The sequence below is a fragment of the Nonomuraea fuscirosea genome, assembly GCF_035917475.1.
Classification (GTDB): domain Bacteria; phylum Actinomycetota; class Actinomycetes; order Streptosporangiales; family Streptosporangiaceae; genus Nonomuraea; species Nonomuraea fuscirosea.
Map to the genome: position 1 here is coordinate 3,431,181 of NZ_CP109074.1, position 25,991 is coordinate 3,457,171.

Here is a 25,991-nt window from a genome sequence, read left to right on the forward strand (position 1 = left end):
CCGCGATCCTGTCCGTCAGCACGCCGGGCGTGCATCTGGGCGACGGCACCGACGCCTCGGCCATGGCACGCACCGTGAACGAGTTCGGCGCCGGGCTGGCCCAGGCCCATCCCGGCAGGTTCGGGCTGTTCGCCACACTCACCTGCGCGCCTGGCCGGGCACAATGCCGACCTGATCGAGGGACATTTCCAATGGGAGGGGCACCTTCGTCAGCAGTACGGGCTGAGGTCGGGCGAGCCTTATCGGCAGGCCGCGGCGATCCTAGCTCTGATTCACCAGCGTGCGCAGCGCGATCTGGAAGAACGGCTGGTACGGGGCCGCCGTTTGCTGGAGGCCGGGGCCGACCCGCAGGAGGCGGGCTGGCGAAGTCTGCCCAACCTGGTGTGGGCGGCGCGGCACGGGCTGCTGACCACTGGAGCGCTGCTTGAGCACCTTCCGGCGCGCGTCAAGGTCTGGCCTGAGCCGGTTCGGGAGGTCGTCGAACAGCTCAAGCCCGGAAAGGAGCGTGGCGTCTATGCGGGGATGCGCGCGATCCCCGGTCCCGCATTGCCACCAACCCCACGAAGGAGTACCGAGGCCATGCCCGCAGACCACAAGAAAGTAGCCGACCACACAGAGGGGTTGGTGTCAGAGCTCACCGTTTCCAACCTCGTCTTCAAAGCCTGCGGTGGTGAGGACGTTTGGTTGGCTGGATTCGCATATCACCGGCGTCTCGGAGGCTACTTCCCGGCCTCCGGCCACGTCGAGCACGGCGAATCGCTGTGGCAGGCGGCTTTCCGCGAGACCATCGAGGAACTCGGCTGTGAGTCGAAGGTCCTGCCAGGCCCGGCGTGGCCAACCCCGCCGGGTTACCCGCACGCATCCGATCCGGCGCCCTTCTGGACCGTTAGGGCGGCCGCTTCGCCGGACAACCACACGGCTGCCCGGCACATGCACCACGACGCGGTCTTCGTGTCACTGTTCGTCGCGGACGTCGGAGAGCCGGAGACCGAGGTCGTCTGGCTGACCGAACAGCAGGTCCGAGAAGCAGAGAACTTGACGCCCGACAGCCGCCTACAGGTCCTTGAGCTGTTCCCCTGGCTGAGGGAGCGTCACGATTTGATAACTCAGAGGCCTTGACCTTGAGACGGGGTTCTCCCGCACCTGACCGGGCAGAGCGAGCAAGCCTGGTGCCTGACCCTGCTCACCAACGCGGTGGAAACCGATGGTGCGGTTACGAATCCGTGCGATCACACTGCGACCTCAAGAACATAGAGTCGCGAACCGTACTCTGACAGCGTCAATCAGTGGTGCGCATCACCCTCGATGCTCGCTCGACGGACGATCGCCGTTTCGAACCACGCTGGAAGGTAACGCGTAACCCAGCAGCGGAAGGAAGACTTCGTCGGCAACCGCGGCCAGGTCGGCATCGGATGGCCAGATCCCGAAGACCACGAAGTCGTCCCGCAGCAGGCTGATCGGCAGGGTGATCACCCGTCGCGGCCAGGGGCCGGGCGGGATCTGACCGCGTTCGGCCGCGCGCTTCAGCACCGTGGACACAGCGTCCGACAGGGCAGAGTTGGCGATGAGGTCCCGCAATCGCTGTGCCAGCCGCGGGTCGTGAACTGTGTCCGCGATCAGCCCAGAGACCGTGTCGCGGCGGGTGTCGCCGAGGTTCGTTTGCGCCTGACGCAAGAGGTCCAGCACATCGTCGCGCAGATCACCGGTGTCGGGGACCGGCACGTTGGTGAACCGGCTCCGCAGTGTGTCCAGCACCAGCTCGGGCAGACTGCTCCAGCGGCGGTACAACACGGCCTTGCTGGTACCGGCGCGGTTCGCGATACCGCTCATGGTGGACTTCGCGTAACCCAGTTCGGCCAGTTCCTCGCGAGCCGCGGCCAGAATGGCGTCTTCGAGCTCGGTCCCCCGGCGGCGCGACATGGTCTCACCCGCAGACGGTGCCGTCCTCGGCGTGTTCGGCATCACAACTCCTAAGAAACCTTGCGTTCCCTGATCGCTGAGCTTAGCCTGAGCATAAGGAACTCAAGGTTCCTTATTTCGAGAGGTGACATCATGACAAATTCCGTCACTCAGGCTCCGCCGGCATTCCCGATGCCCCGCTCCTGCCCATTCGGTCCGCCGCCGCAGTACGAGCAAGTCAGACGGGAGGCACCGATTTCGCGGGTGACCCTGCAAGACGGCAAGCAAGCGTGGTTGATCACCGGGCACGCCTTCGCGCGAAAATTCCTGTCCAGTGACAAGATCAGCTCGAACCGCGCGAACCCCGGTTTTCCGCAACTGATTCCCGGGGTGGCCTCGGTGCCACTGAAGGGCACGATCGTTGCCATGGACCCGCCGGAGCATTCCCAGCACAGGCGCATGATCACCAATGAGTTCACCGTCAAGCGAGTCAAGCAGATGCGTCCGGCGATCCAGCGGATCACCGACCGATCCATCGATGAGATGCTGGCCGGACCGCTGCCGGCCGACCTGGTGGAGGCCTTGTCGCTGCCGGTACCGTCGCTGGTGATCTGCGAGCTACTGGGAGTGCCCTACGCTGATCGCGGTCAGTTCCAGGGCAGAACAAAGATCATTCTCAGTCGCAACTCGACAAGCGAACAGCGACGTGACACCGCATTGTGGTTGCGCCAATACATCAACGGCCTGGTCGTAGGCAAGGAGACCGAGCCGGGCGAGGATCTGCTGAGTCGGCTGATCGACAAGTACCGCGATATCGACGCCTATGACCGCGAGACCCTGACCGGGATCGGGCTACTGCTACTGGTCGGCGGTCACGAGACCACCGCCAACATGATCTCGCTGAGCGTGGCCTCGCTTCTGGACGATCCGGAACTGCTGGCCGGGTTGCGGGAGCGGCCCGAGCGGACCCCGCAGCTGGTCGAAGAGCTGCTGCGCTTTCACTCCATCGTCGACAACGCCACTTCCCGGGTGGTCGTCGAGGATTTCGAACTGGACGGCGTCACCTTCCGCACCGGCGACGGCGTCATCGTGGCGGCCGCGGCCGCCAACCACGATCTGGACGTGTTCACGCGGCCGGATCAGATCGACATCGACCGCGGTGCACGGCACCACCTGGCCTTCGGTTTCGGGATCCACCAGTGCCTCGGACAGAACCTGGCGCGGCTGGAGCTGGAGGTCGTGCTGAACACGCTGTTCGCACGGATCCCGAACCTGGCACTGGCGGACACGGTAGAGCGCCTGCCGTTCAAGAGTGACGCACTCGTCTACGGCATCCACCGGCTGCCGGTGACCTGGTAAGAGACGCCTCCATGAAGATCACATTGGACGAGGGAAAATGCTGCGGTTCAGGCCAATGCGTGCTTACCGCTCCTGAGCTCTTCGATCAGCGAGAGGAGGACGGGATCGCGGTTCTGTTGCATCCATACGCTGATTCGGAGCAACACGAATCCGTCCAGGAAGCAGCCATGGTGTGTCCGGGACAGGCGATCTCGATCGAGGGATCACCATAGTGGACCGGATTGTCCTTGTGGGCGCGTCCGTGGCGGGCATCAGTGCCGCGGACCCCCTGCGACAACGCGGCTTCACCGGCCGGATCGCGCTGTTGGGCAGCGAATCCATCTGCCCTATGGCCAGCTCTCACCGTCCAAGCAGTTGCCGTCGGGCCAGTGGGAACCGGAACGGCTGCGGCTGCGCAGCGGCGAAAAGCTGACAAGCTGGACCTGAACCTGCGGTTGGGCGCCACCGCAACCAGCCTGAATCCGCACCGGCGGGAGTTCACGCTGGCCGAAGGCGAGCCGGTCGACTACGACGGCTTGATCATCGCCACCTGCGCGGCCGCAGGGCGGCTGCCCGGTGACGACCTGCCCGGCGTCCACTATCTGCGCACTCTGGACGACACGCTGACACTGCGACCGCGGAGGCGGCCGGAATCGCGAATGGTGGTCATCGGTGGCGGGTTCATCGGGGCCGGGGCCGCCGCGATCGCCCGCGACATCGGCCTGTCGATCGTCATAGCCGATCCGGCCGCCGCGCCGATGGTGCGGGCACTCGGCAAGTCCGTTTCGGAGCTGCTGGCTCGGCACCGGCGGTCTGAACTCCTCCGTCATCCAGCATCTGGCCGGTCTGGGCGTAGGCAGGTTCACGCTGCTCGACCGCGATCGGGTGGAGCCGCGCAACTTCGCGCGGCAGTACCTGTACCGCTGGGCGGACGTCGACGCTCGCAAGGTGGCGCGCGCTGCGGAGCGGGGTGCGCGCGTTCGACCCCGCGAGACGATCGACACCTCGATCGACGGCCCGCAACAGCTCGTTGAGCTCGTCGGCCGCCGGCACACGCCGGTCGGCCACTCGTCCTCGACTTCGCCTCCGGTTGCGCGGTGAACCAGCCGGATGAGTGGCAGCGCAATCCGGACTGCACAGTGTGCGGAGGGAGGTGACCATAGCGAAGATCGAGATCGTACGCGCCGAGAGCACCCGTCTGACGGGCACGGCGCTGCCACATCCCTGACGATCAGCGCACCACCCCAAGTGGCAGCAGGCGCTGGAGAAGCTCGATGAGCTGGCCGCCTGGGGGCTGGTGGTGGCCGACTCCGGCTACGGCGATGTGAGCGCGCTGCGGCTGGGCCTGACCGCGCGCGGCCCTGCCGTATGGGGTCGCCGTCAAGGGCGGCACCAGCGCGTACGCTGCCGATGTCGTCCCCGGGACGGTGCCCTGGTTCGGCAACGGCCGCCACCCGGTGGCCAAGTACCGCAGCACGCCCTCCAGCCTGCGCGAGCTGTCCCTGGCCGCCGGACGGGGCAGCCTGCGCCGGGTGAGCTGGCGGCAGGTCACCAAGACCAGCAAGGACAACCCGACCGCCACACTGCGCTCACGCTTCCTCGTGCTGCGGGTACGACCAGCCCACAGCGACATCCCCCGTGATGGCGACGGGCATCTGCCCGAATGCCGGCTTCTGGCCGAATGGCTACCCGGCGAGCCCGAGCCCACCGGCTACTGGCTGTCCACCCTGCCGGCCGGCATCGGGCTGCGGGTCCTGGTCCGCCTGGCCAAGATCCGCTGGCGCATCGAGCATGACTACCGCGAGCTCAAGACCGGCCTAGGGCTGACCCACTTCGAGGGCCGCTCCTGGAACGGCTGGCATCGGCATGTCACCTTGGTCTCGGCTGCCCACCTGTTCCTCAACGAACTGCGGTTGACCAGCCCAAAAGCGGCTCGCGTGGGCTGACCTTCTACAAGATCCTGGCCATTCTCCAGGTGTTGTCAACCACCTGGAGTGCACGCTGTCCCACCTGCGACCAGCGCTCACCCTGACGAACCAACAAAGTACTACTAGTCCTCGGCCGCCCGGAATCCGAACGCCGGGATCGAGGCGTAGGAACCGGGGCCGGCCACGCCGGTGCCCGGTTCTCGGCCTTCAGCGCAGAACATTGCTCTGAAGGCGTACGGACGATGGCGCTTACAAGCGGATCCTGGCCGCGGTATCCGATCATGACGTGTGCGGCTCCCAGCAGCCGCCCGAGCATCGTGGAGGACACGTGACACACGGCACCCAGGCCGATCAACTGTTCCCCGGTCGGCGGACCGTCTCGCCTCTCCTTGGCATTCGACGCTGACCACCCCTCCGAGACGGGGGCGTTCCGGGCGCGAAGAACCTCATGAGAACGGAAGCCTGGCTGATCGGCCCGCGCGGCTCGGTCGCGGTTACCAGCGTGATCGGCGCCCTCGCCATCCGGGCGGGCCTGGCGACGCCGACAGGCTGCGTGCTACGGCACCGATCTGCCACGTCTACCGGCGAATCCACCACTCCGAGATGACCGACTCCGACCATGACGGGATTCCAGACCTCTACCAGAATCCTTGATCCCGTCTGCGCAGTGGCGCCCGAGCCGGACCACTCACGCCGGGTACGGCGGCGCAGGAAGGCCGTGGACGTCAGGCGTCGAGCGGGCCGTGCGCCTGCGCCGACAGGCCGTGCCAGTCGGTCCAGGTCTTGAGCCGGTCCGCGTACGCCTGCTGGATCATGGGGTAGAAGTCCCTGCCAAACAGCACGCGCAGGGGCGGGTCGTCGGTGTCCGCGAGGGTGAGTAGCGCGTGGGCGGCGGCGGCCGGGTCGCCCGTCGGCTGCTGCGCGGTGGTCCCGAGACGCTGGCGCAGCTCGTCGTAGGCCGGGTTCATCCGCGCCATGTGGCCGTAGTCGAGAGGGTTGTCGCCATCCCGGGTAGCGAAGGCGTCCGGCTCGATGATGGTCACCTTGACGCCGAACGCGGCGACCTCACCAGCGAGGGCCTCATTGAGGCCTTCCAAGGCCCACTTGGAGGCGTGGTAAGCGCCGACAAGCGGCATGGCGACGATCCCTGCCACCGAGGAGAGCTGGATGATGTGCCCGGAGCGCTGCTCGCGCAGGTGAGGCAGGGCGGCCTGGATCACCCACACCGCGCCGAACAGGTTGGTCTCCATCTGGTCGCGCAGTTCCTGCTCGCTCAGCTCCTCGACCGCGCCGATCTGGGTGAAGCCGGCGTTGTTCACGATGACGTCCAGGCGTCCGAAGTGCTCCTTGGCCTGCTTCACGCTGTCGAAGACGGCCGGCTTGTCGGTCACGTCCAGCTCCAGGGGCAGCAGCGCGTCGCCGTAGGCGGTGACCAGGTCGTCCAGGCTCGCCATGGTGCGGGCGGTCGCGGCGACCTGGTCGCCCCGGGACAGGGCGGCCTCGACGAAGCTACGGCCGAGCCCGCGCGACGCGCCGGTGATGAACCAAACCTTACTCATGATGTCCTTCCGTTCCCGCCCAGGCCGCGTAGTCGTGCGGCGGTCACCGCGCGCCAGTCCAGGGCGATCACTCATGGAGATGTGCGCCGCGCGGAAACGTTCACGCGGCGTCCTGACCAAACATGAGGCGCCGGCGACCCCCTTCCCCGTGACAGCGCCGTCGTGTGACATGCGCCACGATCCGGGATGTCACACGGTGGTGAGACGCGGCGTCTTGTGCGTGGAGGCCGAGATCGAGAGCGGACAAGCAGGAGCCGGTATGGAAGAGCGCAGCGAGCCGACGACGGATTCCGCCGTGCCGCTCGCTGGCACCGACTGCGCGACCGCGAGAGACCGTGGGAGGAACCTGGCCACCGACTTTCGACCTCATGCCACAGCTTCGTGCGACGGCCGCAATCGGCCCGGGAGTCCCCACGGCCTCACGTCCGGCCGTCGTCCATGCCGACTTTCGGACGTGGATGACGCGGTCTATCAGGCGTTCGGACTGGCCAGGTGGCGTGAGCTAGATGTCGAAGGTGTGCCGGTCGTTCTCCCTGATGGTGATCACGGTGCGCATGGGGATGGTCTTGCCGACGTAATTGGGGCCGAGCAAGCCGGGGTTGGTGAACGTGCCAGAAGCCCCGTCCGCAACCATCCTCGTGACCGATGAGGGCGTTCCATCACTCCCTACGAGCGTATGTGAATGACCGTCTTCCCCTTGCGTCGCTCGGTCGAGTTGAAGGTCGCGACCGCGTCGTCGAGGGACGCGATGGTTCCGATGTTCGTACGCAGCCGCCCGTCCCGGACTCGCCGCACGATCTCACCCAGCTGGGTGCGATCGGCCTCGACCACGAAATCGATCGCCAGGCCATCAGCGGGGCGGGCCTCGACCGGGCCTACGACCGACACCAGCGTCCCGCCGGATCTGATCAGAGCCGCGGAGCTCCTCTGGACGTCGCCGCCGATGACATCGAAGACCAGATCGACGCCCCCGACGTCTTCCAGCGCGTCGTTGCCGAGGTCGATGAACTCGTGCGCGCCGAAATCGAGCGCCTTCTCACGGTCGGCGGCGCGGCCGGTGCCGATGACGTAGGCGCCGGCCTCACGTGCGAGCTGGGTCACCATCGTCCCGACCGCCCCGGCCACGCCATGGGCGAGGACGGTCTGGCCGGACTGAAGGTGGCCGTGCTGGAACAGCCCCTGCCACGCGGTCAGACCGGAGATGGGCAGGGACGCGCCTACCGTGAAGTCGACGTCGCCGGGCAGTGGTGCGAGGTTGCGTGCCTCGATCGCCACGTACTCCGCGAGGGTGCCGTCGCGGTGCCAGTCGGCGAGGCCGAACACCCGCTGCCCGACCGACAGCCCCGTCGTGCCGTAGCCGAGGGCGGTGACCACTCCGGCCAGCTCGTGGCCGGGGATCGACGGTGTCCTGTCGCGGCCGGCACGATCGGTCCAGGTCGATGGCCACTCCATCTCTGTCGGGACGAAGCCCGACGCATGAATCCGCACGATGACGTCGTTGATCGCCGCCGGCGGCTCAGGCCGCTCCGCCAGCGTCATTCCGGCCGTTCCCGCGGCCTGGTCGGTCACCACGATGGCTTTCATCGGGATCGGCCCCTTCCTCGTATGAGCTCGTAGCGAAGGTCAGGCGCTCTGTCCGGGGCGCGGGTGCCAGGGCAGGCGGTTCTCCAGCTCCATCTCCAGCGAGAAGCTGAGAAAGGTACGGACCACGACGATGAGTGCGAGCACGCCGACGCTCGCGAACGTCGGTGCGACGGCCACCGTGCGGATGATGTCCCCGGCGACGAGGAACTCCAGCCCCAGGAGGATCGCCCGGCCGAGCGCCTGCCGGTAGGCGCGGTAGGCGTCATGGAAGCGCGGCCGCCGCCGCACGTCGAGGCCGAAGCGCGCCGTGGCGGCCAGCGCCCCCAGCGCGATGATGGCGACCCCGGCCAGGTCGACTGCCCGGCCGACCGCTTCGACCAGGTCGGCGAAATCCGCGTCCACGGCAGGACACTTGCCCGAGCGCGAACCGGGATACGCCCACGCGGGATCCGCTCTTCGGTGAAGGACCGCGAAGAACCCATTTGTCAGGACCTGCGCAGGCTCATGGCAGGCGCCCTGAGCGCCACCGCGGCGGCGGGGATCATCTACTCGCCGCTCGGCCGGATCAGCGGCGAGGTTCGGACGTGATATATACACCCATAAAGGGATGAACAAAACTCATGTTCGGCGGAGGGCGCCCTCGGACGCGCTCCCGCCGGCGCTCATCGGCCGCGACGACGCCATGGCCGCGATGGTCGCCGCGGTGTCGGAACACGCCCTCGTGCTCGTCGAGGGAGAGTCGGGCATCGGCAAGTCCCGTCTGCTGGACGAGTGCCTGGCCGATCCCGGCTTACGCGGCCGTACCGTGCTGATGGCCGCCTGCCCGCCCCTGCGGGAACCGTTCCCGCTCGGCGCGGTGGTGGACGGACTGCGCGCCTTCCATGAGCGCCTGGGCGAGCTGGCGCTGAGCCCGCTCGCCGGTGCGCTGCGCACGCTGTTCCCCGAGTGGGCGTCGTGGCTGCCGCCGGCGCTGGAGGCGCTGCCCGACCCGCAGGAGACCCGCCACCGGCTCTTCCGCGCGCTCGGCGAGCTGATCGACGCGCTCGGAGTGGACGTGCTGGTGGTCGAGGACGCGCACTGGGCGGACGCGGCCACGCTCGACTGGCTGCTCACCCTCACCACCTCGCGTGGCGCCGCGCGCTCGATCGTGGTCACCTACCGGCCGCTGGAGGTCGGCGAGGGCTCGCCGCTGCTGCGCCTGACCTCGCGCCCGCCCAGGAACATGTCCTGGGAACGCATCGCGCTGGAGCCGCTGGACGTGCCGCAGACCGGCGCCCTGGTGAAGTCGATGTTCGCGACCGCCGACGTGTCCGACCACTTCGCGGCGTTCCTGCACGAGCACACCGGCGGCATCCCGCTCGCGCTGGAGGAGACCGTACGCCTGCTGCGCGCCCGGCGCGACATCTTCCGGTCCGAGAGCGGCTGGCGCCGCCGTATCACCGAGGAGTTGCGCGTGCCGCCCACCGTGCGCGACTCCGTCCTCGAACGCGTGACCCGGCTCGACCCGCTCACCCGCGCCGTGCTGGAGGCCGCCGCCGTACTGGAGACGCCCGCCGGCGAGGCGCTCATCGCGGCGGTCGCGGACCTCGACGAGGCAGCCGTCCAGGACGGCCTGGCCGGCGCGCTCGCTTCGGGCCTGCTGCGCGAGTCCGGCCGGGGTGCGTTCGGCTTCAATCATGTTCTGGCCTCGCGCGCGGTCGCCGAGGCGATCCCGATCCCGTCGCGCCGACGGCTGCACCACCGCGCGGCCCTGGCCCTGCGCGAGGGCGAGCACCCTCCCGTCGTACGGCTGTGCCACCACTTCCGCGAGTCCGGCGACGTCGAGGAGTGGTGCCGCTACGCCGAGGCGGCGGCCGAACTCGCCATGGAGGCGGGGGACGGCCACACCACAGTCGTCATGATGCTGGACCTGCTGACCGCCGCCGACCATCCGGTGGAGCGCCTGGTCCGCCTGGCCGGGCGGCTCGGCGCGGCCGTCTCCGTCACCGCCGAGCCGCTGTTGGGGCTGGGGGAGAGGGTGCGCGCCGCGCTGGAGGAGACGCTCGCGCATCCCGGGCTGCCGGCCGGGGCCAGGGGAGAGCTCGGGCTGAGACTGGGGCGGCTCCGCTTCCACCTCGGCGAGTTCGAGGCCGCGATGGCCGGCCTGGAGGCCGCCATGCCGGATCTGGCGGACCGGCCCGACCTCGCCGTCCAGGCCATGCTCCTGCTGGCCAATCCGATGATCCGCGCCTGGCCGCGTGCCCGCCACCTGGAGTGGGCCGGCCGGGCGGAGCAGCTCTTCCCGCTGGTCGGCCTGCCGGTCGAGCGGGCCGCGTTCCTGTCCCACCAGGCCGCGGCGCTGCTCTGCCTCGGCGAGGAGGACGGCTGGCGCGTGGCGCGCGCCCTTCCCGCCGACGGGGACAGCCGCCTGGAGCGTCAGGAGATCGCCCGGGGGCGGCTGATGGCCGGTCAGTTCTGTACGTTATGGGGCCGGCACGACGACGCCCGCGCCTATCTGGACTCCACCGCGGCGCTGGTGGAACGGGCGGGCTACCGCCGGATCGAGGACGCGCTGAGGCTGGCGCGGGCGCACCTGGCCTGGCACGCCGGGCACTGGGACGGCCTGGACGACGTGGCGGCCGAGCTGGCCGGCTCGGAGACGGCCGACGAGGCGACCCGCCTGGAGGCCCGCATGCTCCTCGGCTGCCTGGACCTGGCGCGCGGCGTACCGCAGCGGGCCGAGCAGCGGCTGCGCGAGGTCCTCGCCGCCAGCCTGGCGCGCGGGCACGCGGACCCGTTCATCTTCCCCGACGTGGCGCTGGCCCGGATCCTGCTCGCGCGCGGCGAGCCGGAGGCCGCGCTGGAGATCACCGAACCGCTGCTGGAGATGATCGTCCGCAAGGACGTGTGGCTGTGGGCCACGGAGCTGCTGCCGGTCCACCTGGACGCGCTGCCGGCGGTCGGGCGGACGGAGGAGCGGGCCGGTCTGGCGGCGGCCTTCGCCGCCGGGATGGCGGGACGTGACGCTCCGGCCGTCGCCGCGGCGGTCGTGACCTGCCAGGCCATGGTCGCCGCCGGCCCGGAAGAGGCGGCGGGCCTGTTCGCCCGGGCCGCGGCGATGTGGGCGGCACTGCCCCGCCCCTACGATGCGCTGCTCGCCGCCGAGCGCCAGGGCCGCCGCCTGCTCGACGCGGGCGAGCGCGAGCGGGCGCTGAAGGTGCTGGAGGAGAGCCAGCGGGAACTGGCCGCGCTGGGCGCGCGCTGGGACGCCGACCGGGTCGCCCACCTGCTGCGCGAGCAAGGGGTCGAGGTGGCCAGGCCGTGGCGCGGCGGGCGCAAGGGGTACGGCGACCGCCTGTCCCCGCGTGAGGTGGAGATCGTCCGTCTGGCGGCGCTCGGATGGACCAACAAGCGCATCGCGGAGAGCCTGACGCTGTCGCCGCGTACGGTGGAGCGCCATCTCAGCGCGGCCATGCGCAAGCTGTCGGTCACCACGCGCACCGCCCTGGTCACCACGGCCGCCGCCGACGGACTGCTGGACGAGACACCGACATAGATCGCTTTTCACCATTAATTGGGTGATTTGCCGACTCGCGACGTCGGCGGGTCCGCCTGATCATGATCTTCATGCCTAACGATCAACCGGACGTCGAGCCGGACCTCAAGCCGGATGCAGCGCCCGACAAGGGGCCCGACAAGGGGCCCGATGAGCGGCCCGACGAGGGGCCCGACGTCGAGCCGGATGCCGTTTCCGATGAGGGCCTCCTGAGCGAGGCGGCGCCCGACGGCGCACACGAGCCGCTGTGAACCAGCACGTCGTGCGCCTGCCGTACAGGCGCGGTCAGAAAGCGGGACAGACATGACAATCCACCACCGGTTAGGTTCCGCACGCCTCCTGGTCACGGCCGGCCTGGCGCTGACGCTGGCGGCGGGAGCCGCACCCGCCGCGGCCGCCCCGCCACTGGACCGCACCCCCCACGCCACCGAACCCGCCACCACAGCGCCTGAGGCGAGCACCTCGACGGTGACCCTGCTGACCGGTGACCGCTTCCAGGTCGACATCGACGAGCGCGGCGGCCAGCAGGTCAGCAGGCTCCCCGGCGGCGGCCCGGCCGGAGGCACGTTCTCCCAGTTCACCCTCGGCGGCGACACCTACGTCGTGCCGTCAGAAGCGGTGCCGTACCTCGGCAAGACCATCGACCTGCGCCTGTTCAACGTCGGCTACCTGGTGCGGGCCAAGCTGGACGACGAGCGCAGCGCCACCCTCCCGGTCACCGTACAGGCCGGCCGTGCCCAGGCCGAGGCCCTGCCCGCCACCAGCGTCACCGCAGCCGCCGGCAGCGCGGCCACCGCGACGGTGACCAAGAAGGAGGCCCCGGTGCTCGGCAGGCTGCTGGCAGAGACCTGGCGCGCCGCGAAGGGCGACGCCGTCGGCACCCTGCCCGGAATCGAACGGATCGAGCTGGCCGCCCCCGAGGGCGCTCCCGAGCCGCCGCCCTCGCCGCTGGCCGCCGACAAGCCCGCCGACGCGCCCACCGCCAAGGCGGCCGGCGGGGAGCTGAGCTACCACATGCTGACCGTCGACTCCATCGCCAGGGACGGCACGCCCGGCACGATGATCGGAGCCGTCCAGAACGTCGGCGACGGGGCCCTGGCCACCTTCGCCTTCGCCTACCCGGGTGAGGGCAAGAAGTCGTTCATGGTGCCGGAAGGCACCTACAGCATCATGGCCAGCGTGCTCACCGCCCCCGCCACCGACCTCACGTCGGAGACGGCCCTGGTGATCGAGCCCGAGGTGCGGGTCGGCGCCGACACCAGCGTGGTGCTGGACGCCAGGAAGGCGGTCCGCTACCGGCCGACGCTGGCCTCGCCGCCGCGGGCGCCGCTGATCCGCTCCGACTCCCTGTCGTTCGTCCGCACCAGCGCCGCGGGAGACGAGACGGGCATCAGCCCCTCAGGACTGCTCGCGGGCTTCATCTGGAAGACCTACTCCGACCCGGTCACCGGCAACCCCGACCTCTACGTCACCCCGACCAAGCGGGTCAAGAAGGGCGACTTCAAGTTCACGGGCTTCACGCTGCTGGCCGAGAACGCCGACTCGGGGCCCGAGATGGGCGCGACGTACAAGCTGGTGTTCGCCTACGGCGACGCCGTGCCGCGCACACTGACGCCGGCCGTCAGGAAGTCGGAGCTGGCCACGGTGCGCTCCACGCTCTACGACACGGCGTCCGACGCCGCCTCGCCAGGACCGGTGTCCCGGGCGTCCTTCGTGTTCCTGCCGTGGGGGTGGTCCGACGCGAGCCACGGCTACCTGCCGGCCGCCGGCGAGCGCGTCGACTACGTCTACAGCACCAGGCCGAACGAGACGTACTGGCAGCACGTCATGGCCGCCGACACCAACGAGGTCATCCTCGGGGAGCGCCGCAAGCTGCGCCCCGGTCAGACGATCGAAGAGGTGTGGAACCTCGGCCCCCGGACGCCGTCGGCGGCCGCCACCTACGTGCAGGAGACCCTGCTCGGCATCGGCGGCCCGAGCACCACGGTGGACGAACCGCTGCTGCAGGTGTGCCTGGCGTGCCGGCAGGGCTCGCTGGGCTCGGTCTACCTGAACGGCTTCGCCGACTCGACGCCGCTGCACTCGACGTCGGAGGCGTACGCCGCGTCGCGGACGACGTTCTACCGGGACGGCGAGCTCGCCTTCGACCTGGGCGCCGGCGGCTACCGGCCCTACCGGCCCATGCCGTTGTCGCTGCCGCTGGCGCCGCGCCCGGCCGGCTACCGCCTGGTGTGGGACTTCGCCGCCCAGGGCAATCCCCAGTCGCCGAGCCGTACCGAGTGGACCTTCCGCAGCGGCCCGCGTGACGCCGCCGCCAGGCTGCCCCGTACCGTGCGGTGCGCCGACACCACGCGCCCATGCTCCTTCCTGCCGCTGCTGTTCGTGCACTGGAACCTGTCGCTCGACCTCGGCTCCCGGGCCAGGGCCGGGCAGCGGTTCGACGTCGCGTTCCGGGTCTCGCGCCAGGAGCACCAGGCCGGGCCCACCGGCGTGCGGGCCACGGTCGAGGTGTCGTACGACGACGGCCAGACCTGGTCGGCTCCGAAGACCGCCACCGCCGGGCGCGACGGCACGTTCACCGCGCCGATCACGCATCCGGAGTACTCCGAGCCGGTCCGCTGGGTGTCGCTGCGGGTCAAGGCGCGGGCCGGTGACGGCAGCACCGTCACCCAGACCAACATCCGTGCCTACCGGCTCGCCGGCTGACCGGGAGACCTGACATGCGCACCCATCGATGGACGACGCTCGGGGGCGTGGCGGCGATGCTGCTCACCACGATCGCCCCGCTGACCCTCCTCACCACATCCGCCGCAGCTACCGCCGCGCCGCCCGCCACGAGCGCGGCCTGCCCCCGCGACGCCGAGGACACCGGGCCGGCGACGTGCCTCCTGCGCGCCGGCAGGGGAGGCGGCGACCAGCCGCTGCCGCGTGTCACCGCCGGCCGCGGCCCCCTGACCGCCGGGGACCTCCAGGAGGCCTACCGGCTGCCCGCGGACTGGCTGGGCGGCGGCCAGAGCGTGGCCGTCGTCACCCCGTACGACAACCCCGCGGCCGGGGACGAGCTGGCCGAGTACCGCAAGGCGAACGGCATGCCCCCGTGCGACGCCGACTTCCCGTGCTTCAAGAAGATCAACCAGCGGGGCGGCGACACACCGCCCGCCCCGAGTCCGGCCTGGGCGGTGCACAGCAGCGTCGGGCTGCAACTCGCCGCGGCGGCCTGCCCGAACTGCAAGCTCCTGCTGGTGCAGGCCGACGACCCCTCTCTGGCCAGCATGGCGGCGGCCGTGGACCAGGCCGCCGCACAGGGCGCCACCGCCGTCGTGCCCATGTGGGGCGTGGCCGAGTACGACGGCCAGAACGCCCTGGCCGCCCACTTCGACCACGCGCCGACCACCGTCGTCGCCCCCTCCGGCCAGGGCTTCAACAACGGCGGCCGCCAGATCCTCCCCACCGCCTACCCGTCGGTGATCGCCGTCGGCGGCACCCAGCTCTACCGGGACCCCGCCACCACGCGCGGCTGGAACGAGTCCGTCTGGCGCGACACCGCCTCCGGCTGCTCGATGTACGTGACGCGTCCGGCCTGGCAGCCGGCCGGAGCGTGCGGCAGCCGGCGCACCGTGGCCGACGTCGCGGCGGTGGGCTCCGCCGACACCCCGGTCCAGGTCTACAGCACCAGCCTGGGCGGCTGGGGCACCGCCGCGGGCACCCCCGTCGCGGCGGCGTTCATCGCCGGCGTGTACGGCCTGGCCGGCACCGATTCGGCCACCCCGGCGGGCAAGCGGCTCTACGCCTCCGCCCAGTACCTGAACGACATCACCGCCGGAAGCAACGGCGCCTGCGGCGGCGGCAAGATCTGCACCGCCGCGCGCGGCTACGACGGGCCCAGTGGCATGGGCACCCCCAACGGCACCGGCGCCTTCTAGGAGGACCCTGATGCGAACACCACGATCCCCCCGCAGGCGGTTGCGCAGCGTCACTGTCAGGGCCACAGTGGCGGCCGGCCTGACCGCCCTGCTGAGCACCGCCGCCACCTCCGCCACGCAGGCTCCGGCCACCGCCGGGACGGACTGCGTACCGGCCTGGACGATGCTCGACGCGCCCGCGAGCGAGGGCGTCGTCGACGTCGACGTGATCTCGCGTGACGACGTGCGCTTCTCAGAACAGCTCGAAGAGGGCGCCAGGTCGCTGCGCTGGAACGGCCGCGAGCTGGTCGAGAACGGCCCCCAGATCCCGGTGCCCGCGCGTACCGGGAACCTCTTCCAGGTGGGCGCCGGCTCGTTCACCCCCGGCGGCGGCTGGTCGCTGGTCAACCTGCACAGTTCCTTCCAGCCGGACGGGACGGGCGTGCTGGCCCGCCTCGACCGCGGCCGCTGGACGCTCACCCCGGCGGGCGCGTCGCAGAGCCCGGAGGCCGGACCGTCCTGGCTGGCGGACGTCGCCACGGTGAGCTCCTCCCAGGCGTGGGCGGTGGGCCGCGTCGAGGGGCCGGCCGGCGGCGCGCTCATCCAGCGCTGGGACGGCACGGAATGGACGAGCGCCGACCACCCCGCCGCCCGCCGCGCCGCCGCCACCCTGACGTCGGTGAAGGCGGTGCCGGGCGGCGGCGTCTGGGCCGCCGGCTTCCAGAAGAACGAGCAGACGGGCTCGTACCAGCCGATGGTCCTGCACCACGACGGGAGGGCCTGGGCCGACGTCGCGCTGCCGGACCCCGGCGCGGAAGGCATGCTGTACGCGCTCGACGCCTCCGGCCCCGACGACGTCTGGGTCTCCGGCATCTCCGGCAGCCAGAGCAGCCCGAGGCCGCTCCTGCTCCACTGGGACGGCCAGAGCTGGACCACCGTGCCCACGCCCGAGCCGGGCCCCTACGGCGGCGACATCTTCAAGCTGTACGCCCCCGCCCCCGGCCGGCTGTGGGCCCTCACCAACGACAGCAGCATGGGCGTGTTCCACGTGCAGCACTGGGACGGCTCCTCCTGGCAGGAGGCCAAGCCTCAGGGCGAGCAGCCGGAGGCGTTCGGCTTCATCTTCCACGACGTGGACGGCAGCGGCCCCGACGACGTGTGGGTGACCGGCACCTCCACCCGGACCGAGCCCTCCGACATCGGCTACCCGCAGCTGCTGCCGCGCCGCCTGATCGCCCACCTGAGCTGCGGGAGAAAGTGACATGAGAAACCCCTGTAAGTCACCCGCGCTGGCGTGCGCCCTGACCCTGCTGGCCACCGCCCTGTCAGGCGCCGTCCCCGCACACGCCGCCGCGGACGACCCGGTGATCGCGCCGGAGGTGCTGGCCAGTTTCGACGCGCGCGCCACCACGGACTTCTGGGTGCGCATGTCGGGCAAGGCCGACCTCGCCCCCGCCAAGAAGATCGCCGGCCGTACCGCCCGCGGCCGGGACGTGGTCGAACGGCTGCACGCCAGAGCCGACCGCGACCAGGAGCCGTTGCGCAAGCTGCTCAAGGCGGAGGGAGTGAAGTCCACGGCGTTCTGGGTCACCAACGCCGTCTACGTGAAGAACGCCTCGCAGGCGCTGGCCAAGAAGATCGCGAAGTTACCCGGGGTCGAGGAGATCCGCACGCCAGTCACATACACCATCCCCGAGCCGATCCGGAGCACGCCCGCCGGGGCCGCCGCCGCGACGGGCCTCACCTGGGGGGTGTCCGACATCAACGCCGACGACGTGTGGGCGCGGACCGGGCGCCGCGGCGAGGACATCGTCATCGCCAACATCGACTCCGGCGTCCAGTACGACCACCCCGCCCTGGTCAAGAGCTACCGGGGCACCAACGCGGACGGCACCTTCACCCACGATTACAACTGGTACGACCCGCTGCGCGAGTGCCCGAGCGACGCGCCGTGCGACAACAACTCCCACGGCACCCACACCATGGGCACCATGGCCGGCGACGACGGTCAGGGCAACCAGATCGGCGTCGCCCCGGGCGTGCGCTGGATCGCCGCCAAGGGCTGCACCACCGACCAATGCTCGGAGGAGGCCCTCGTCGCGTCCTCGCAGTGGATGCTCGCGCCCACCGATTCCACCGGCGCCGACCCCGACGCGTCCAAGCGCCCGCACATCGTCAACAACTCGTGGGGCGCGAGCCTGACCACCCAGCCGTTCATGGAGGACATCCAGCTCGCCTGGGCGGCCTCCGGCATCATGGGCATCTGGTCCAACGGCAACGACGGCCCCGGCTGCCAGACGTCAGGATCGCCCGGCGGGCGCGTCATCAACTACTCGGTCGGCGCGTACGACGTCGACAACAAGATCGCGAGCTTCTCCAGCCGCGGTCCCGGCCAGGACGGCGAGATCAAGCCGAACATCTCCGCACCGGGCGTGAACGTCCGCTCCTCGGTGCCCGGCGGCGCCTACGCCTTCTACAACGGCACCTCGATGGCGGCGCCGCACGTCGCGGGAGCGGTCGCGCTGCTGTGGTCGGCCCGCCCCGAGTACGTACGCGACACCGCGGCCACCCGCCTGCTGCTCGACCTGTCGGCCATCGACACCGACGACACCAGCTGCGGCGGCACCGCGGCCGACAACGCCGTCTACGGCGAAGGCCGCCTCGACGCCCTGGCCCTGGTCGAGGCCGGAACGCGCGGCACCGCCACGCTGTCGGGCACCGTCACGGACGCGACCACCGGCCGGCCGGTCGAGGGCGCCACCGTCACTCTTACCGGCCCGCTGACCCGCACCTCCACCCTCGGCGCCGACGGCGACTACCGCTACACCCTCGTCGCGGGGGAGTACCAGCTCAAGGCCGAGGCGTTCGGCTACCGGACCACGACGAAAACCGCCACCCTGGCCAGGGACGACACCCTCACCCTGGACGTCGCCCTGCCCCAGACCGAGCGGATCGACCTGACCGGCACCGTCTCCGACGGCTCCGGCCTCGGCCGCGGGCTCGCCGCGCAGATCACCGCCGACGACGGCAAGGGCCACACCTGGAACGCCGAGTCCGACCCCGGCACCGGCGCCTACACCCTGTCCCTGCTCCCGTCGATGACCTACACCCTCACCACCCGCGCCACGGAGCCCGGCTACGACCCGTCCGTCCAGCAGGTCACCATGGGTGAGACGGGACGGCGGCTCGACCTCGGCCTGACCGTCTCCCTGTCCTGCGTCGCCCGCGGCTACGAGGTGATCCGCGACGGCAGCACCGAGCCGTTCGACGCCGCCACGGCGCCCAAGGGCTGGACGGTCACCAACGTCGACCCCCGCATCCCCAACTACGCCTATCAGCCCGGCTGGGTCTTCACCGACGCCGGCGGCCGGGGCAACCACACCGGCGGCGCGGGCGGGTTCGCCATCGTCGACTCCCTGCACTCCGGCAAGGGCCACCTCCAGGACACCTACCTGACCAGCCCCTCCTACGACCTGACCGACCGGGCCTCGGCGACCCTGGAGTTCGCCCACGACCTGAAACCGGCGGTCAACTCCACGACCGGCGTCGACCTCAGCGTGGACGGGGGCCGTACCTGGAAGACCGTGTGGTCGGCCAAGGGCTTCCCCGGCGCTCCGGGACCGGCCGTCCACGTCGTCCCGCTGCCGGCCGCGGCCGGACAGGCCGACGTGCGGATTCGCCTCCACTACCGGGGCCAGTTGTCCGGCTGGTGGGCCGTCGACGACCTGTTCGTCGGCGACCGCACCTGTCGTCCCGCGGCGCCCTGACCCCCACCGCCGCGCGCCGCTGCCCCCGGGACGGAGACCGCCCGGGGGCAGCGGCTCGGTGGATCTCAGGCGCTTTGTTGGATGGACAGATCGGTACGGGCCTCAGAGCAGTGGCATGGTTCCTTCTGTTCGAGCGGCCGATACTCGGGGAAAGTCGCCTGTCCGCGTCCCACGACCCTGCCGGCGCCGTCGCGGATCACAGCGTCGATCGTCTGGCGTGAATGGTCTGTGGCATCTCCTGGCAACGGGACGAACACGACCGGAACGGGTGAGGCCAGGGCCGGCGTGGCGCGCATGACAGGCAGCTCGCCCTTCTCGCAGGCGCCGCGCGGGTCGCACACTTCGTACGTGCGTCCCTGCACCGCGACCGTTCCCTCCATCAGGAGCTGCACGCCGCTCCCTCCGCACGGCCCGCACCGCACCTGGGCCGAGCAGGCCGCCAGCAGCGCGGCGGCTCCGGCGATCAGCAGGGCGGTGAGAGGTGAGGGCGGCGCGTATGGCATGTCGGCTCCGGAGGCAGGCTGGGCCGGGCGCGGGAAGAGCCGCGTGATCAAACCCGTGTCGTCAAGGATGAGGGTGCAGATGTCAGGCTGGTCGGTATCGCAGGTCCACGGCCTGTGCGGGGTCCCCGTCGTGAATCCGGGCCCACCGGACCGGCTCGATACCGGGGCAGTCGAACAGCCGGACTCCGGCGCCGAGCATGACCGGTGCCAGATGCACACGGAACTCGTCGATCAGACCGCGCTCGACACATTGCCGGGCGATGTCCTGGCTGTGTATCTCCAGATCCTTGCCCTTCGCCGCGGCCAGCCCGATCGCGACCGCCTCGGCCACGTCGCAGGTGAGAAACGTGACGCCGGGGTCCGGGATCGCGTCCTCAGGATGGTGGGTCAGCACGAACACCGGGCCACTCCACGCGCCGCCGTACGGCTGCTTACTCGCCTGGCCGGGATGCCGCTCAGCGAGCGCGTCGTAGCCATGACGACCCCCCAGGACGGCACCCAGGGTCGCGATCGACTCATGATGGGTGTCGGGGCCGACCCTCACCCCGGACATCCAGTCCATCGAGTGTCCAGGGCCGGCCGCGAACCCGTCCAACGACATCATCAAATGCCAGCGCACCTTGCCCATGGGATGCTCCGTTCGTCTCGGTGTGCTGGTGCTGACCACCCGGCAGGCCGAAACTCATCGGTGAAGCGACCGGTTCAGCGCCACAGACGGTCGACGGCGGTGCCAACTAGCGGTCGATCGAGCATGTCGCACACCCGGCGCACTGGCGATCCAGAAATCGCGACCACAAGCGACGACGCCGTCAGAGACGCTCGAGAGCGGCGGCGCTCGAGCTGCCCGGCTCGGCTGTGTACATCACCAGGGTGTGTCCCGTGCCCGGGAACAGCAGGGTGGTCCGATCCAGCTCCAATTCTCCCAAAGCCGGGTGGTTAACCCGCTTGCGGACGGCGGTGATGGGGCGCACGTCGTGGTCACGCCAGCCGGCGGCGAAATCGGCGTCGTGGGCGGCGAACTCGTTGATCAGCTCGGCCAGCGCACGGTCGGCGGGGTGTTTCAGGACGGCCGTGCGCAGTTGCGAGGCGGATTGCCGCGCGAAAGTCGCTTCCGCCTCCGGTGCGGCGGCGCAAAGGGTGCCGGTCAGCCGCAGGGCGAGCCGGACGGCGTTGCGTTCGCCGGGCGGCACCAGGCCGAAGTCCGTGATCAAGGCCACCGCCGCGCGGTTCCAGGCGACGATGTCCTGCCTGCTGTTCACGACGTAGGCCGGAATGGCGCCGAGCCGGTCGAGGAGCGCACGCGCTTCAGCGGGGATGCGTTCGGGCTCGCGGTGCGCACGGGGCAGGATTTGGCCGGCCAGCCCGGCCAGGTGCTCGCGCTCCGCTCCGGTGAGCTGGAGGGCGGTCGCCAGCGCGTCGAGCACCTGCGGAGACGGGCGGGAGGCACGTGCCTGCTCCAGCCGTTCGTAGTAGCTGACCGACACCTGAGCCCGGGCCGCCACCTCCTCGCGGCGCAGACCAGGGGTCCTCCGGGCGCGCTGCCCCGGTCCGTGCGCCCGCCCGGCGGCTTCCGGTCGCAGGGTTTCCCGGCGGCGGCGGAGGAAATCGGCGAGCTCTTGTCCGGACACACCGCCATCATCCCATGGGGCAGCCGGCTTAACCTCCCACTGACAGTCCGGGGCTGAGGCGTGGGTTCCCCCGGTGCTTGTCGGCTGGGCACGCTGGTCCGGCAAGCGGAATCTCCCGAGGAGGATGACGTGCCCAGTGCACCGGAGAAAGTCTTTCGGCGGCTGCTCGACCTGATGCTGAAGAAGAACATGGACGCCGTCGCGGATCTTTGGGCGGCGGATGGCATCGCGGAATTCCCCTTCGCCGTCGGCGACGCGCCGCGGCGCCTGGAGGGGCGCGAAGAAGTCCGCGATTACCTCGCCGGATACCCGGAACTGCTGGATATGCGGGAGGCCGCCGCCCTCACCGTGCGTCCGACCGAAGACACGGATACCGCGGTGATCGAGTGGACGGCCGAGGGCCGCACGGTGCGCACCGGCGAGCGCTACCGGCTGGACTACGTCGTCGTGCTGACCGTGCGCGAGGAACGGATCACGGTGTATCGCGACTATTGGAGCCCGCTGGCGGCGGCTCGCGCGGCCGGGCGGCTGCCCGAGCTGATCGCTTCGCTCGAACGGGACGCCGTCTCGTGACCGGGGTGCTCGTGACCGGCGGCACCGGGAAGACCGGTGCGGCACTGGTCGACCAGCTTCGCGATGCGGGAGTACCGGTGCGGATCGCGAGCCGGCACCCTGCCACCGCCGATCCCGACGCGATCCGATTCGATTGGGCGGACCCGAGTACGCACGAAGCCGCGCTGCGCGGCATGGATCGGGTCTTCCTGGTTCCCCCGGTGGAAAGCGTCGACCCCTTGCCCCTGGTGGAGCCTTTCCTGCGCCGGGCCCGGCTGTCCGGCGTCCGCCGGGTCGTGCTGCTCGGTTCCGCCATCGTCCTGCCGAACGCGCCCAGCGCGCTGGAACTGGCGGCGCAGGTGCGAGCCGAGCCGGGCTGGGTGGTGTTGCGCGCCTCGGGGTTCATGCAGAACTTCTTGCGCCCGCACCCGCTGGGCGAGCGCATCCACCGGCTCGGCGAGATCCGCACCGCGGCCGGCGACGGCAAGGTGGGGTGGATCGACGTCCGGGACATCGCGGCTTCCGCGGCGGCTTTGCTGGAGGATCCCGAAGTTCGCGCCGGGGGCGGCGATTTCCTGCTCACCGGGCCCGAAAGCCTGAGCTACGGCGACACCGCGAAAGCCATCACCGTCCACACGGGCCGCCGGATCCGGGTGCGGCGGATCGAGCCGGACGAGCAGGCCGCGGCTTACCGGGCCGCCGGCCTGCCCGCCGGGTTCGCCGCCGCCCTCGCGACCGTCGAGGACGGGATCCGGAGCGGGCGGGAAGACCGCGTCAGCACTACGGTGCTCGACCTGACCGGCCTGCCGCCCCGCACCTTCGCGCGATTCGTCTCGGAGCACGGGAACGAGTGGCGCGCGAAGTGACCGCGGGGCTGGGTGCCCGTTGCCTCAGGCCAGCGGGGGAAGCCGCTTGGTCAGTTTGGTGACCTGGTTGCGCGGGCCCGCGACGATCACGCCGACGAGGTCGGCGTCGGACTCGGTGGTGGCGGCGAGGTCGGTCAGGTATGCGTCGTAGGTGCGGGCACGGCGGAGTGTTTCGGTCAGGCACAGTACGTTCAGCTGTTCCCGCTCGCCGGCGAGCCGGTGGGATTGGTCGAGCACGAGGTTCTCGCGCACCGGCGGCGTCAGCGGTGCGTCACCGAGGGACCACGACACTCTTGCCGCCGCCGTGCGGCAACTCGGCGAGCCCGCATTTGAGCGTCATCGCGCGGGAGAGCCGCAACGCGTCGGCCACGCCGTCGCCGACGGATCGGTACGGCTTGATCCGGCAGCCCCCGATCGCCGGGCCGCGCGCGGCGGAGTGCACCGCCACGACGATCGGGATTCCGAACGCCGATCGGGCTCCCTTCTCGGAGCGGACGTCGTTCTCACCGCGACGTGCCGGACATCGCCCGGGCTCGCGGACCGCCCGCGCCCGTCGCCGGCCGGCGGCCGCGGATCCTGCGGACCAGACCGAGGAGGACCGACCGCAGCGCCTCGGCCCGGCGGCTGGACGGGACGAACATCTGCTGCTTGAGCCGCGCGGTGCGCTGGTGCTTGGTGATGAACGGACGCAGCCTGGCCTCCCAGGCGTCCAGAGCGGTGGCGAGGTCGTCGGGGTGCTCCCGCAGGGCCGCGCTCAGTGCGGCGCCGCCGCGCAGCGAGGACGTGGCACCCATGCCCGAGTAGAGGTTCATGCACCACGCCGCGTCCCCCACCAGTACGACCCGACCCTTGCTCCACCGCGGCATCCGCACCTGGTGCACCGAGTCGAACAGGTAGTCAGGGGCGTCTTCCAGGGAGTCCAGGACGTGCCGCACCACGGGATCGTCCATGCCCGAGAAGACCGAGCGCAGCCGATCGATCCGCGACCCGCTGAACTGCTCCTGGATGTCCGTCGTCCGGTAGGTCAGCAGCGCGGTGGGCGCGTGGTCGGCGAGCCCGAACACCCACACCGCCCGCTTCGCGCGCGCGATGATGATGCTGTCACTCGCCTCGTACGACGGCACCTGCTCCTTCAGCTGGAAGGCGCAGATCATCGCGTTCCACGTGGTCAGGTAGTCCTCGTCCGGACCGAACACGAGCCGGCGTACGCTCGAGCGCATCCCGTCCGCGCCGACGACCAGGTCGAAGCTCTCGCGGTACCGCGCACCGGCCTTCTCGAGCAGGACCTCCGCCTCGGCCGGACCCTCGGTGATCTCGACCGGAGTGGTCCCGAACCGCACCTCGACGCCGGTGACGCTCTGCCACAGCGCGGCCTCGATGTCCCCGCGCAGCACCGCTGCCGGCTCCCCGGGCTGATCCAGGAATCCCAGAGCCGGCCTGCGCCTGCCCCGGCGATCCACCGACCACGAATTCGCCCGGGTCGCCCGTTCCGGGTTGCGGGTGTGCAGGTGGTCGGCGATGCCCAGGTCGGCCGCGGCCTGCCGACCCTCCGGGAACAGCCCGACGAAGTAGCCCCCGGTACGCCGCTCCGGCGCCCGTTCGACGATGACCGGCGTCCACCCGGCCCGGCGCAGCCCGATCGCCGCGGACATCCCCGCGATCCCGAGCCCGACCACCAACGCCCTCTTCCGCACGGCCGTCACCGCGCCGTGCCGGCCGGGGCAGTGGCCTCCGCCGCGGTGAAGCCCGCTGCCAGCCGGCGGTGGACGACCCTGCGGATCAGCTCGAGAACGCCCGAAACCAGCACCTGGACCGGGCGGCTGGAGGGGACGAACCGCTGTTGCTTGACCCGTGCGGAGCGCCGCTGCTTGGTGATGTAGGGACGCAGGCCGGTCTCCCAGGCGTCCAGCGCGGCGGCGAGGTCGTCGGGGTGCTCCCGCAGGGCCACGCCCAGCGCGGTGCCGCCGCGCAGCGAGGACGAGGAGCCCATGGCCGAGTACGTGTTCATGCACCAGGCCGCGTCCCCCACCAGTACGACCCGGCCCGTGCTCCACCGGGGCATCTTCACCTGGTGGATCGAGTCGAACACGTGGTCGGGGGCCTGTTCCAGGGATTCCAGGACGTGGCGGACCACGGGTTCGTCGTCCATCCCGGAGAAGGCTGCGCGCACCTGCTCGATCGACGGCCCGGCGAACCGGTCCGGGATGTTCTCGGTGCGGTAGGTCAGCCACGCGCAGGGCGCGTGGTCGGCGAGTCCGAACACCCACATCGCACGCCTGGGGCGCGAGACGATGATGCTGTCGCCCGCCTCGTAGGAGGGCACTTGCTCCTTCAGCTGGAACGCGCAGATCATCGCCTTCCAGTTCGCCAGGTAGTCCTCGTCCGGACCGAACACCATCCGGCGCACGCTCGAGCGCATCCCGTCCGCGCCGACCACGAGATCGAAGTTCTCGCGGTACCGCTTCCCGGTGCCGGCGTCCTCAAGCAGGACCCGCACCCCGTCGGCGCCGTCGGTGATCTCGACCGGAGTGGTCGCGAACCGCACCTCGACCGCGTCCTCGGTCTCGTTGCCGGTGACGCCCTGCCACAACGCGGCCTCGATGTCGCCGCGCAGCACCGCTGCCACCCCGCTGGGCGCGTCCAGCAACCCCAGAGCCGGCTTCCGCCTGCCCCGGCGATCCACCGACCACGAGTTCCCGCCCGGTCGCCATTCCGGGTTGCGGGTGTGCAGGTGCTCGGCGATCCCCAGGTCGGCCGCGGCCTGTACACCCTCCGGGAACATGAAGATGAAGTAGCCCCCGGTGCGCCGCTCGGGCGCGCGTTCGACGATCACCGGCGTCCAACCGGCCCGGCGCAGCCCGATGGCCGCGGACATTCCCGCGATCCCGAGCCCGACCACTAGTGCCCTCTTCTGCATGGCTTTTCCTTTC

At 70.7% G+C, this 25,991-nt stretch carries 24 protein-coding genes and 2 pseudogenes; 15 read left to right on the plus strand and 11 right to left on the minus strand.

Going from position 1 to position 25,991, the window contains the following annotated elements:
• Window positions 1-324 precede the first annotated feature (324 nt).
• A complete protein-coding gene (locus OIE67_RS15425; protein WP_326640796.1) occupies window positions 325-1,119 on the plus strand; it encodes an NUDIX domain-containing protein in 795 nt (264 codons plus the stop codon).
• Window positions 1,120-1,296: 177 nt separating this feature from the next.
• Here the strand turns inward: OIE67_RS15425 and OIE67_RS15430 are convergent, their stop codons facing one another.
• Window positions 1,297-1,962 carry a TetR/AcrR family transcriptional regulator gene (locus OIE67_RS15430; protein WP_326640798.1) on the minus strand — a complete coding sequence of 222 codons (666 nt, stop codon included), beginning with the start codon at window positions 1,960-1,962 and terminating at the stop codon, window positions 1,297-1,299.
• A 201-nt stretch (window positions 1,963-2,163) separates the two neighbouring features.
• Here OIE67_RS15430 and OIE67_RS15435 point away from each other — a divergent pair, with 201 nt between their 5' ends.
• The 6 genes and pseudogenes from OIE67_RS15435 to OIE67_RS15450 all read left to right on the plus strand — a co-directional run bounded on the left by OIE67_RS15435 (window position 2,164) and on the right by OIE67_RS15450 (window position 5,183).
• On the plus strand, window positions 2,164-3,258 hold the full coding sequence (locus OIE67_RS15435; RefSeq protein WP_326640799.1) for a cytochrome P450: 1,095 nt from the start codon (window positions 2,164-2,166) through the stop codon (window positions 3,256-3,258).
• Window positions 3,259-3,269: 11 nt separating this feature from the next.
• On the plus strand, window positions 3,270-3,470 hold the full coding sequence (locus OIE67_RS15440) for a ferredoxin (RefSeq protein WP_219536478.1): 201 nt from the start codon (window positions 3,270-3,272) through the stop codon (window positions 3,468-3,470).
• 156 nt (window positions 3,471-3,626) lie between these two features.
• Window positions 3,627-3,989: pseudogene (locus tag OIE67_RS55435) on the plus strand (FAD-dependent oxidoreductase); the annotation flags it as partial.
• Window positions 3,990-4,083: 94 nt separating this feature from the next.
• Window positions 4,084-4,338 (plus strand): ThiF family adenylyltransferase, encoded by a 255-nt coding sequence (locus OIE67_RS55440; protein ID WP_407674896.1) that lies wholly within the window; start codon window positions 4,084-4,086, stop codon window positions 4,336-4,338.
• Between the two features lie 193 nt (window positions 4,339-4,531).
• A pseudogene (locus OIE67_RS55445) lies at window positions 4,532-4,657 on the plus strand (hypothetical protein); the annotation flags it as partial.
• Window positions 4,658-4,664: 7 nt separating this feature from the next.
• Window positions 4,665-5,183, plus strand: coding sequence for a transposase (locus OIE67_RS15450; protein ID WP_326640806.1), 519 nt, complete (start codon window positions 4,665-4,667; stop codon window positions 5,181-5,183).
• 707 nt (window positions 5,184-5,890) lie between these two features.
• Here OIE67_RS15450 and OIE67_RS15455 read toward each other — a convergent pair.
• The 3 genes from OIE67_RS15455 to OIE67_RS15465 form a co-directional block, all read right to left on the minus strand.
• Window positions 5,891-6,724 (minus strand): SDR family NAD(P)-dependent oxidoreductase, encoded by an 834-nt coding sequence (locus OIE67_RS15455; RefSeq protein ID WP_326640808.1) that lies wholly within the window; start codon window positions 6,722-6,724, stop codon window positions 5,891-5,893.
• Between the two features lie 666 nt (window positions 6,725-7,390).
• On the minus strand, window positions 7,391-8,308 hold the full coding sequence (locus tag OIE67_RS15460) for an NADP-dependent oxidoreductase (protein ID WP_326640810.1): 918 nt from the start codon (window positions 8,306-8,308) through the stop codon (window positions 7,391-7,393).
• 39 nt (window positions 8,309-8,347) lie between these two features.
• Window positions 8,348-8,710: a DUF1622 domain-containing protein gene (locus OIE67_RS15465; protein WP_326640812.1), complete on the minus strand. Its 363-nt coding sequence runs from the start codon at window positions 8,708-8,710 to the stop codon at window positions 8,348-8,350.
• A 205-nt stretch (window positions 8,711-8,915) separates the two neighbouring features.
• On the opposite strand from OIE67_RS15465, the gene OIE67_RS15470 reads away from it, so the two are divergent.
• From OIE67_RS15470 to OIE67_RS15495, 6 genes are all read left to right on the plus strand, one after another.
• The gene (locus OIE67_RS15470; protein WP_326640814.1) at window positions 8,916-11,843 is read left to right on the plus strand and encodes an ATP-binding protein; all 2,928 of its coding nucleotides are present in this window, start codon (window positions 8,916-8,918) and stop codon (window positions 11,841-11,843) included.
• 62 nt (window positions 11,844-11,905) lie between these two features.
• Window positions 11,906-12,094 (plus strand): hypothetical protein, encoded by a 189-nt coding sequence (locus OIE67_RS15475; RefSeq protein ID WP_326640816.1) that lies wholly within the window; start codon window positions 11,906-11,908, stop codon window positions 12,092-12,094.
• A gap of 52 nt (window positions 12,095-12,146) precedes the next feature.
• Entirely contained in the window at window positions 12,147-14,549 is a 2,403-nt protein-coding gene (locus OIE67_RS15480) for a hypothetical protein (RefSeq protein WP_326640818.1), read from the plus strand.
• 14 nt (window positions 14,550-14,563) lie between these two features.
• Complete coding sequence (locus tag OIE67_RS15485) at window positions 14,564-15,766, plus strand: S8/S53 family peptidase (RefSeq protein ID WP_326640820.1); 1,203 nt, start codon at window positions 14,564-14,566, stop codon at window positions 15,764-15,766.
• A gap of 10 nt (window positions 15,767-15,776) precedes the next feature.
• Window positions 15,777-17,006 (plus strand): beta propeller repeat protein, encoded by a 1,230-nt coding sequence (locus OIE67_RS15490; protein ID WP_326640822.1) that lies wholly within the window; start codon window positions 15,777-15,779, stop codon window positions 17,004-17,006.
• Window position 17,007: 1 nt separating this feature from the next.
• The gene (locus OIE67_RS15495; protein ID WP_326640824.1) at window positions 17,008-19,512 is read left to right on the plus strand and encodes a S8 family serine peptidase; all 2,505 of its coding nucleotides are present in this window, start codon (window positions 17,008-17,010) and stop codon (window positions 19,510-19,512) included.
• 65 nt (window positions 19,513-19,577) lie between these two features.
• Here OIE67_RS15495 and OIE67_RS15500 read toward each other — a convergent pair whose 3' ends face one another.
• From OIE67_RS15500 to OIE67_RS15510, 3 genes are all read right to left on the minus strand, one after another.
• Complete coding sequence (locus OIE67_RS15500; protein WP_326640826.1) at window positions 19,578-20,015, minus strand: hypothetical protein; 438 nt, start codon at window positions 20,013-20,015, stop codon at window positions 19,578-19,580.
• A gap of 82 nt (window positions 20,016-20,097) precedes the next feature.
• Window positions 20,098-20,643, minus strand: a complete 546-nt coding sequence (locus OIE67_RS15505) for a dihydrofolate reductase family protein (RefSeq protein ID WP_139630929.1) — start codon at window positions 20,641-20,643, stop codon at window positions 20,098-20,100.
• Window positions 20,644-20,824: 181 nt separating this feature from the next.
• Entirely contained in the window at window positions 20,825-21,643 is an 819-nt protein-coding gene (locus tag OIE67_RS15510; protein ID WP_326640832.1) for a helix-turn-helix transcriptional regulator, read from the minus strand.
• Between the two features lie 129 nt (window positions 21,644-21,772).
• On the opposite strand from OIE67_RS15510, the gene OIE67_RS15515 reads away from it, so the two are divergent.
• Both OIE67_RS15515 and OIE67_RS15520 read left to right on the plus strand, forming a co-directional pair.
• On the plus strand, window positions 21,773-22,216 hold the full coding sequence (locus tag OIE67_RS15515; RefSeq protein ID WP_326640834.1) for a nuclear transport factor 2 family protein: 444 nt from the start codon (window positions 21,773-21,775) through the stop codon (window positions 22,214-22,216).
• The gene (locus OIE67_RS15520) at window positions 22,213-23,061 is read left to right on the plus strand and encodes an NAD(P)H-binding protein (RefSeq protein ID WP_326640836.1); all 849 of its coding nucleotides are present in this window, start codon (window positions 22,213-22,215) and stop codon (window positions 23,059-23,061) included. Before OIE67_RS15515 ends, OIE67_RS15520 begins: the two co-directional genes overlap by 4 nt.
• 24 nt (window positions 23,062-23,085) lie before the next feature.
• Here OIE67_RS15520 and OIE67_RS15525 read toward each other — a convergent pair whose 3' ends face one another.
• The 4 genes from OIE67_RS15525 to OIE67_RS15540 all read right to left on the minus strand — a co-directional run bounded on the left by OIE67_RS15525 (window position 23,086) and on the right by OIE67_RS15540 (window position 25,978).
• Window positions 23,086-23,313 (minus strand): DUF2000 family protein, encoded by a 228-nt coding sequence (locus tag OIE67_RS15525; protein WP_326640838.1) that lies wholly within the window; start codon window positions 23,311-23,313, stop codon window positions 23,086-23,088.
• 19 nt (window positions 23,314-23,332) lie between these two features.
• Complete coding sequence (locus OIE67_RS15530; RefSeq protein ID WP_326640840.1) at window positions 23,333-23,503, minus strand: Glu/Leu/Phe/Val dehydrogenase dimerization domain-containing protein; 171 nt, start codon at window positions 23,501-23,503, stop codon at window positions 23,333-23,335.
• Between the two features lie 61 nt (window positions 23,504-23,564).
• The gene (locus tag OIE67_RS15535; RefSeq protein ID WP_326640842.1) at window positions 23,565-24,755 is read right to left on the minus strand and encodes an FAD-dependent monooxygenase; all 1,191 of its coding nucleotides are present in this window, start codon (window positions 24,753-24,755) and stop codon (window positions 23,565-23,567) included.
• A 5-nt stretch (window positions 24,756-24,760) separates the two neighbouring features.
• Window positions 24,761-25,978 (minus strand): FAD-dependent monooxygenase, encoded by a 1,218-nt coding sequence (locus OIE67_RS15540; protein WP_326640845.1) that lies wholly within the window; start codon window positions 25,976-25,978, stop codon window positions 24,761-24,763.
• Between the last annotated feature and the right edge of the window lie 13 nt (window positions 25,979-25,991).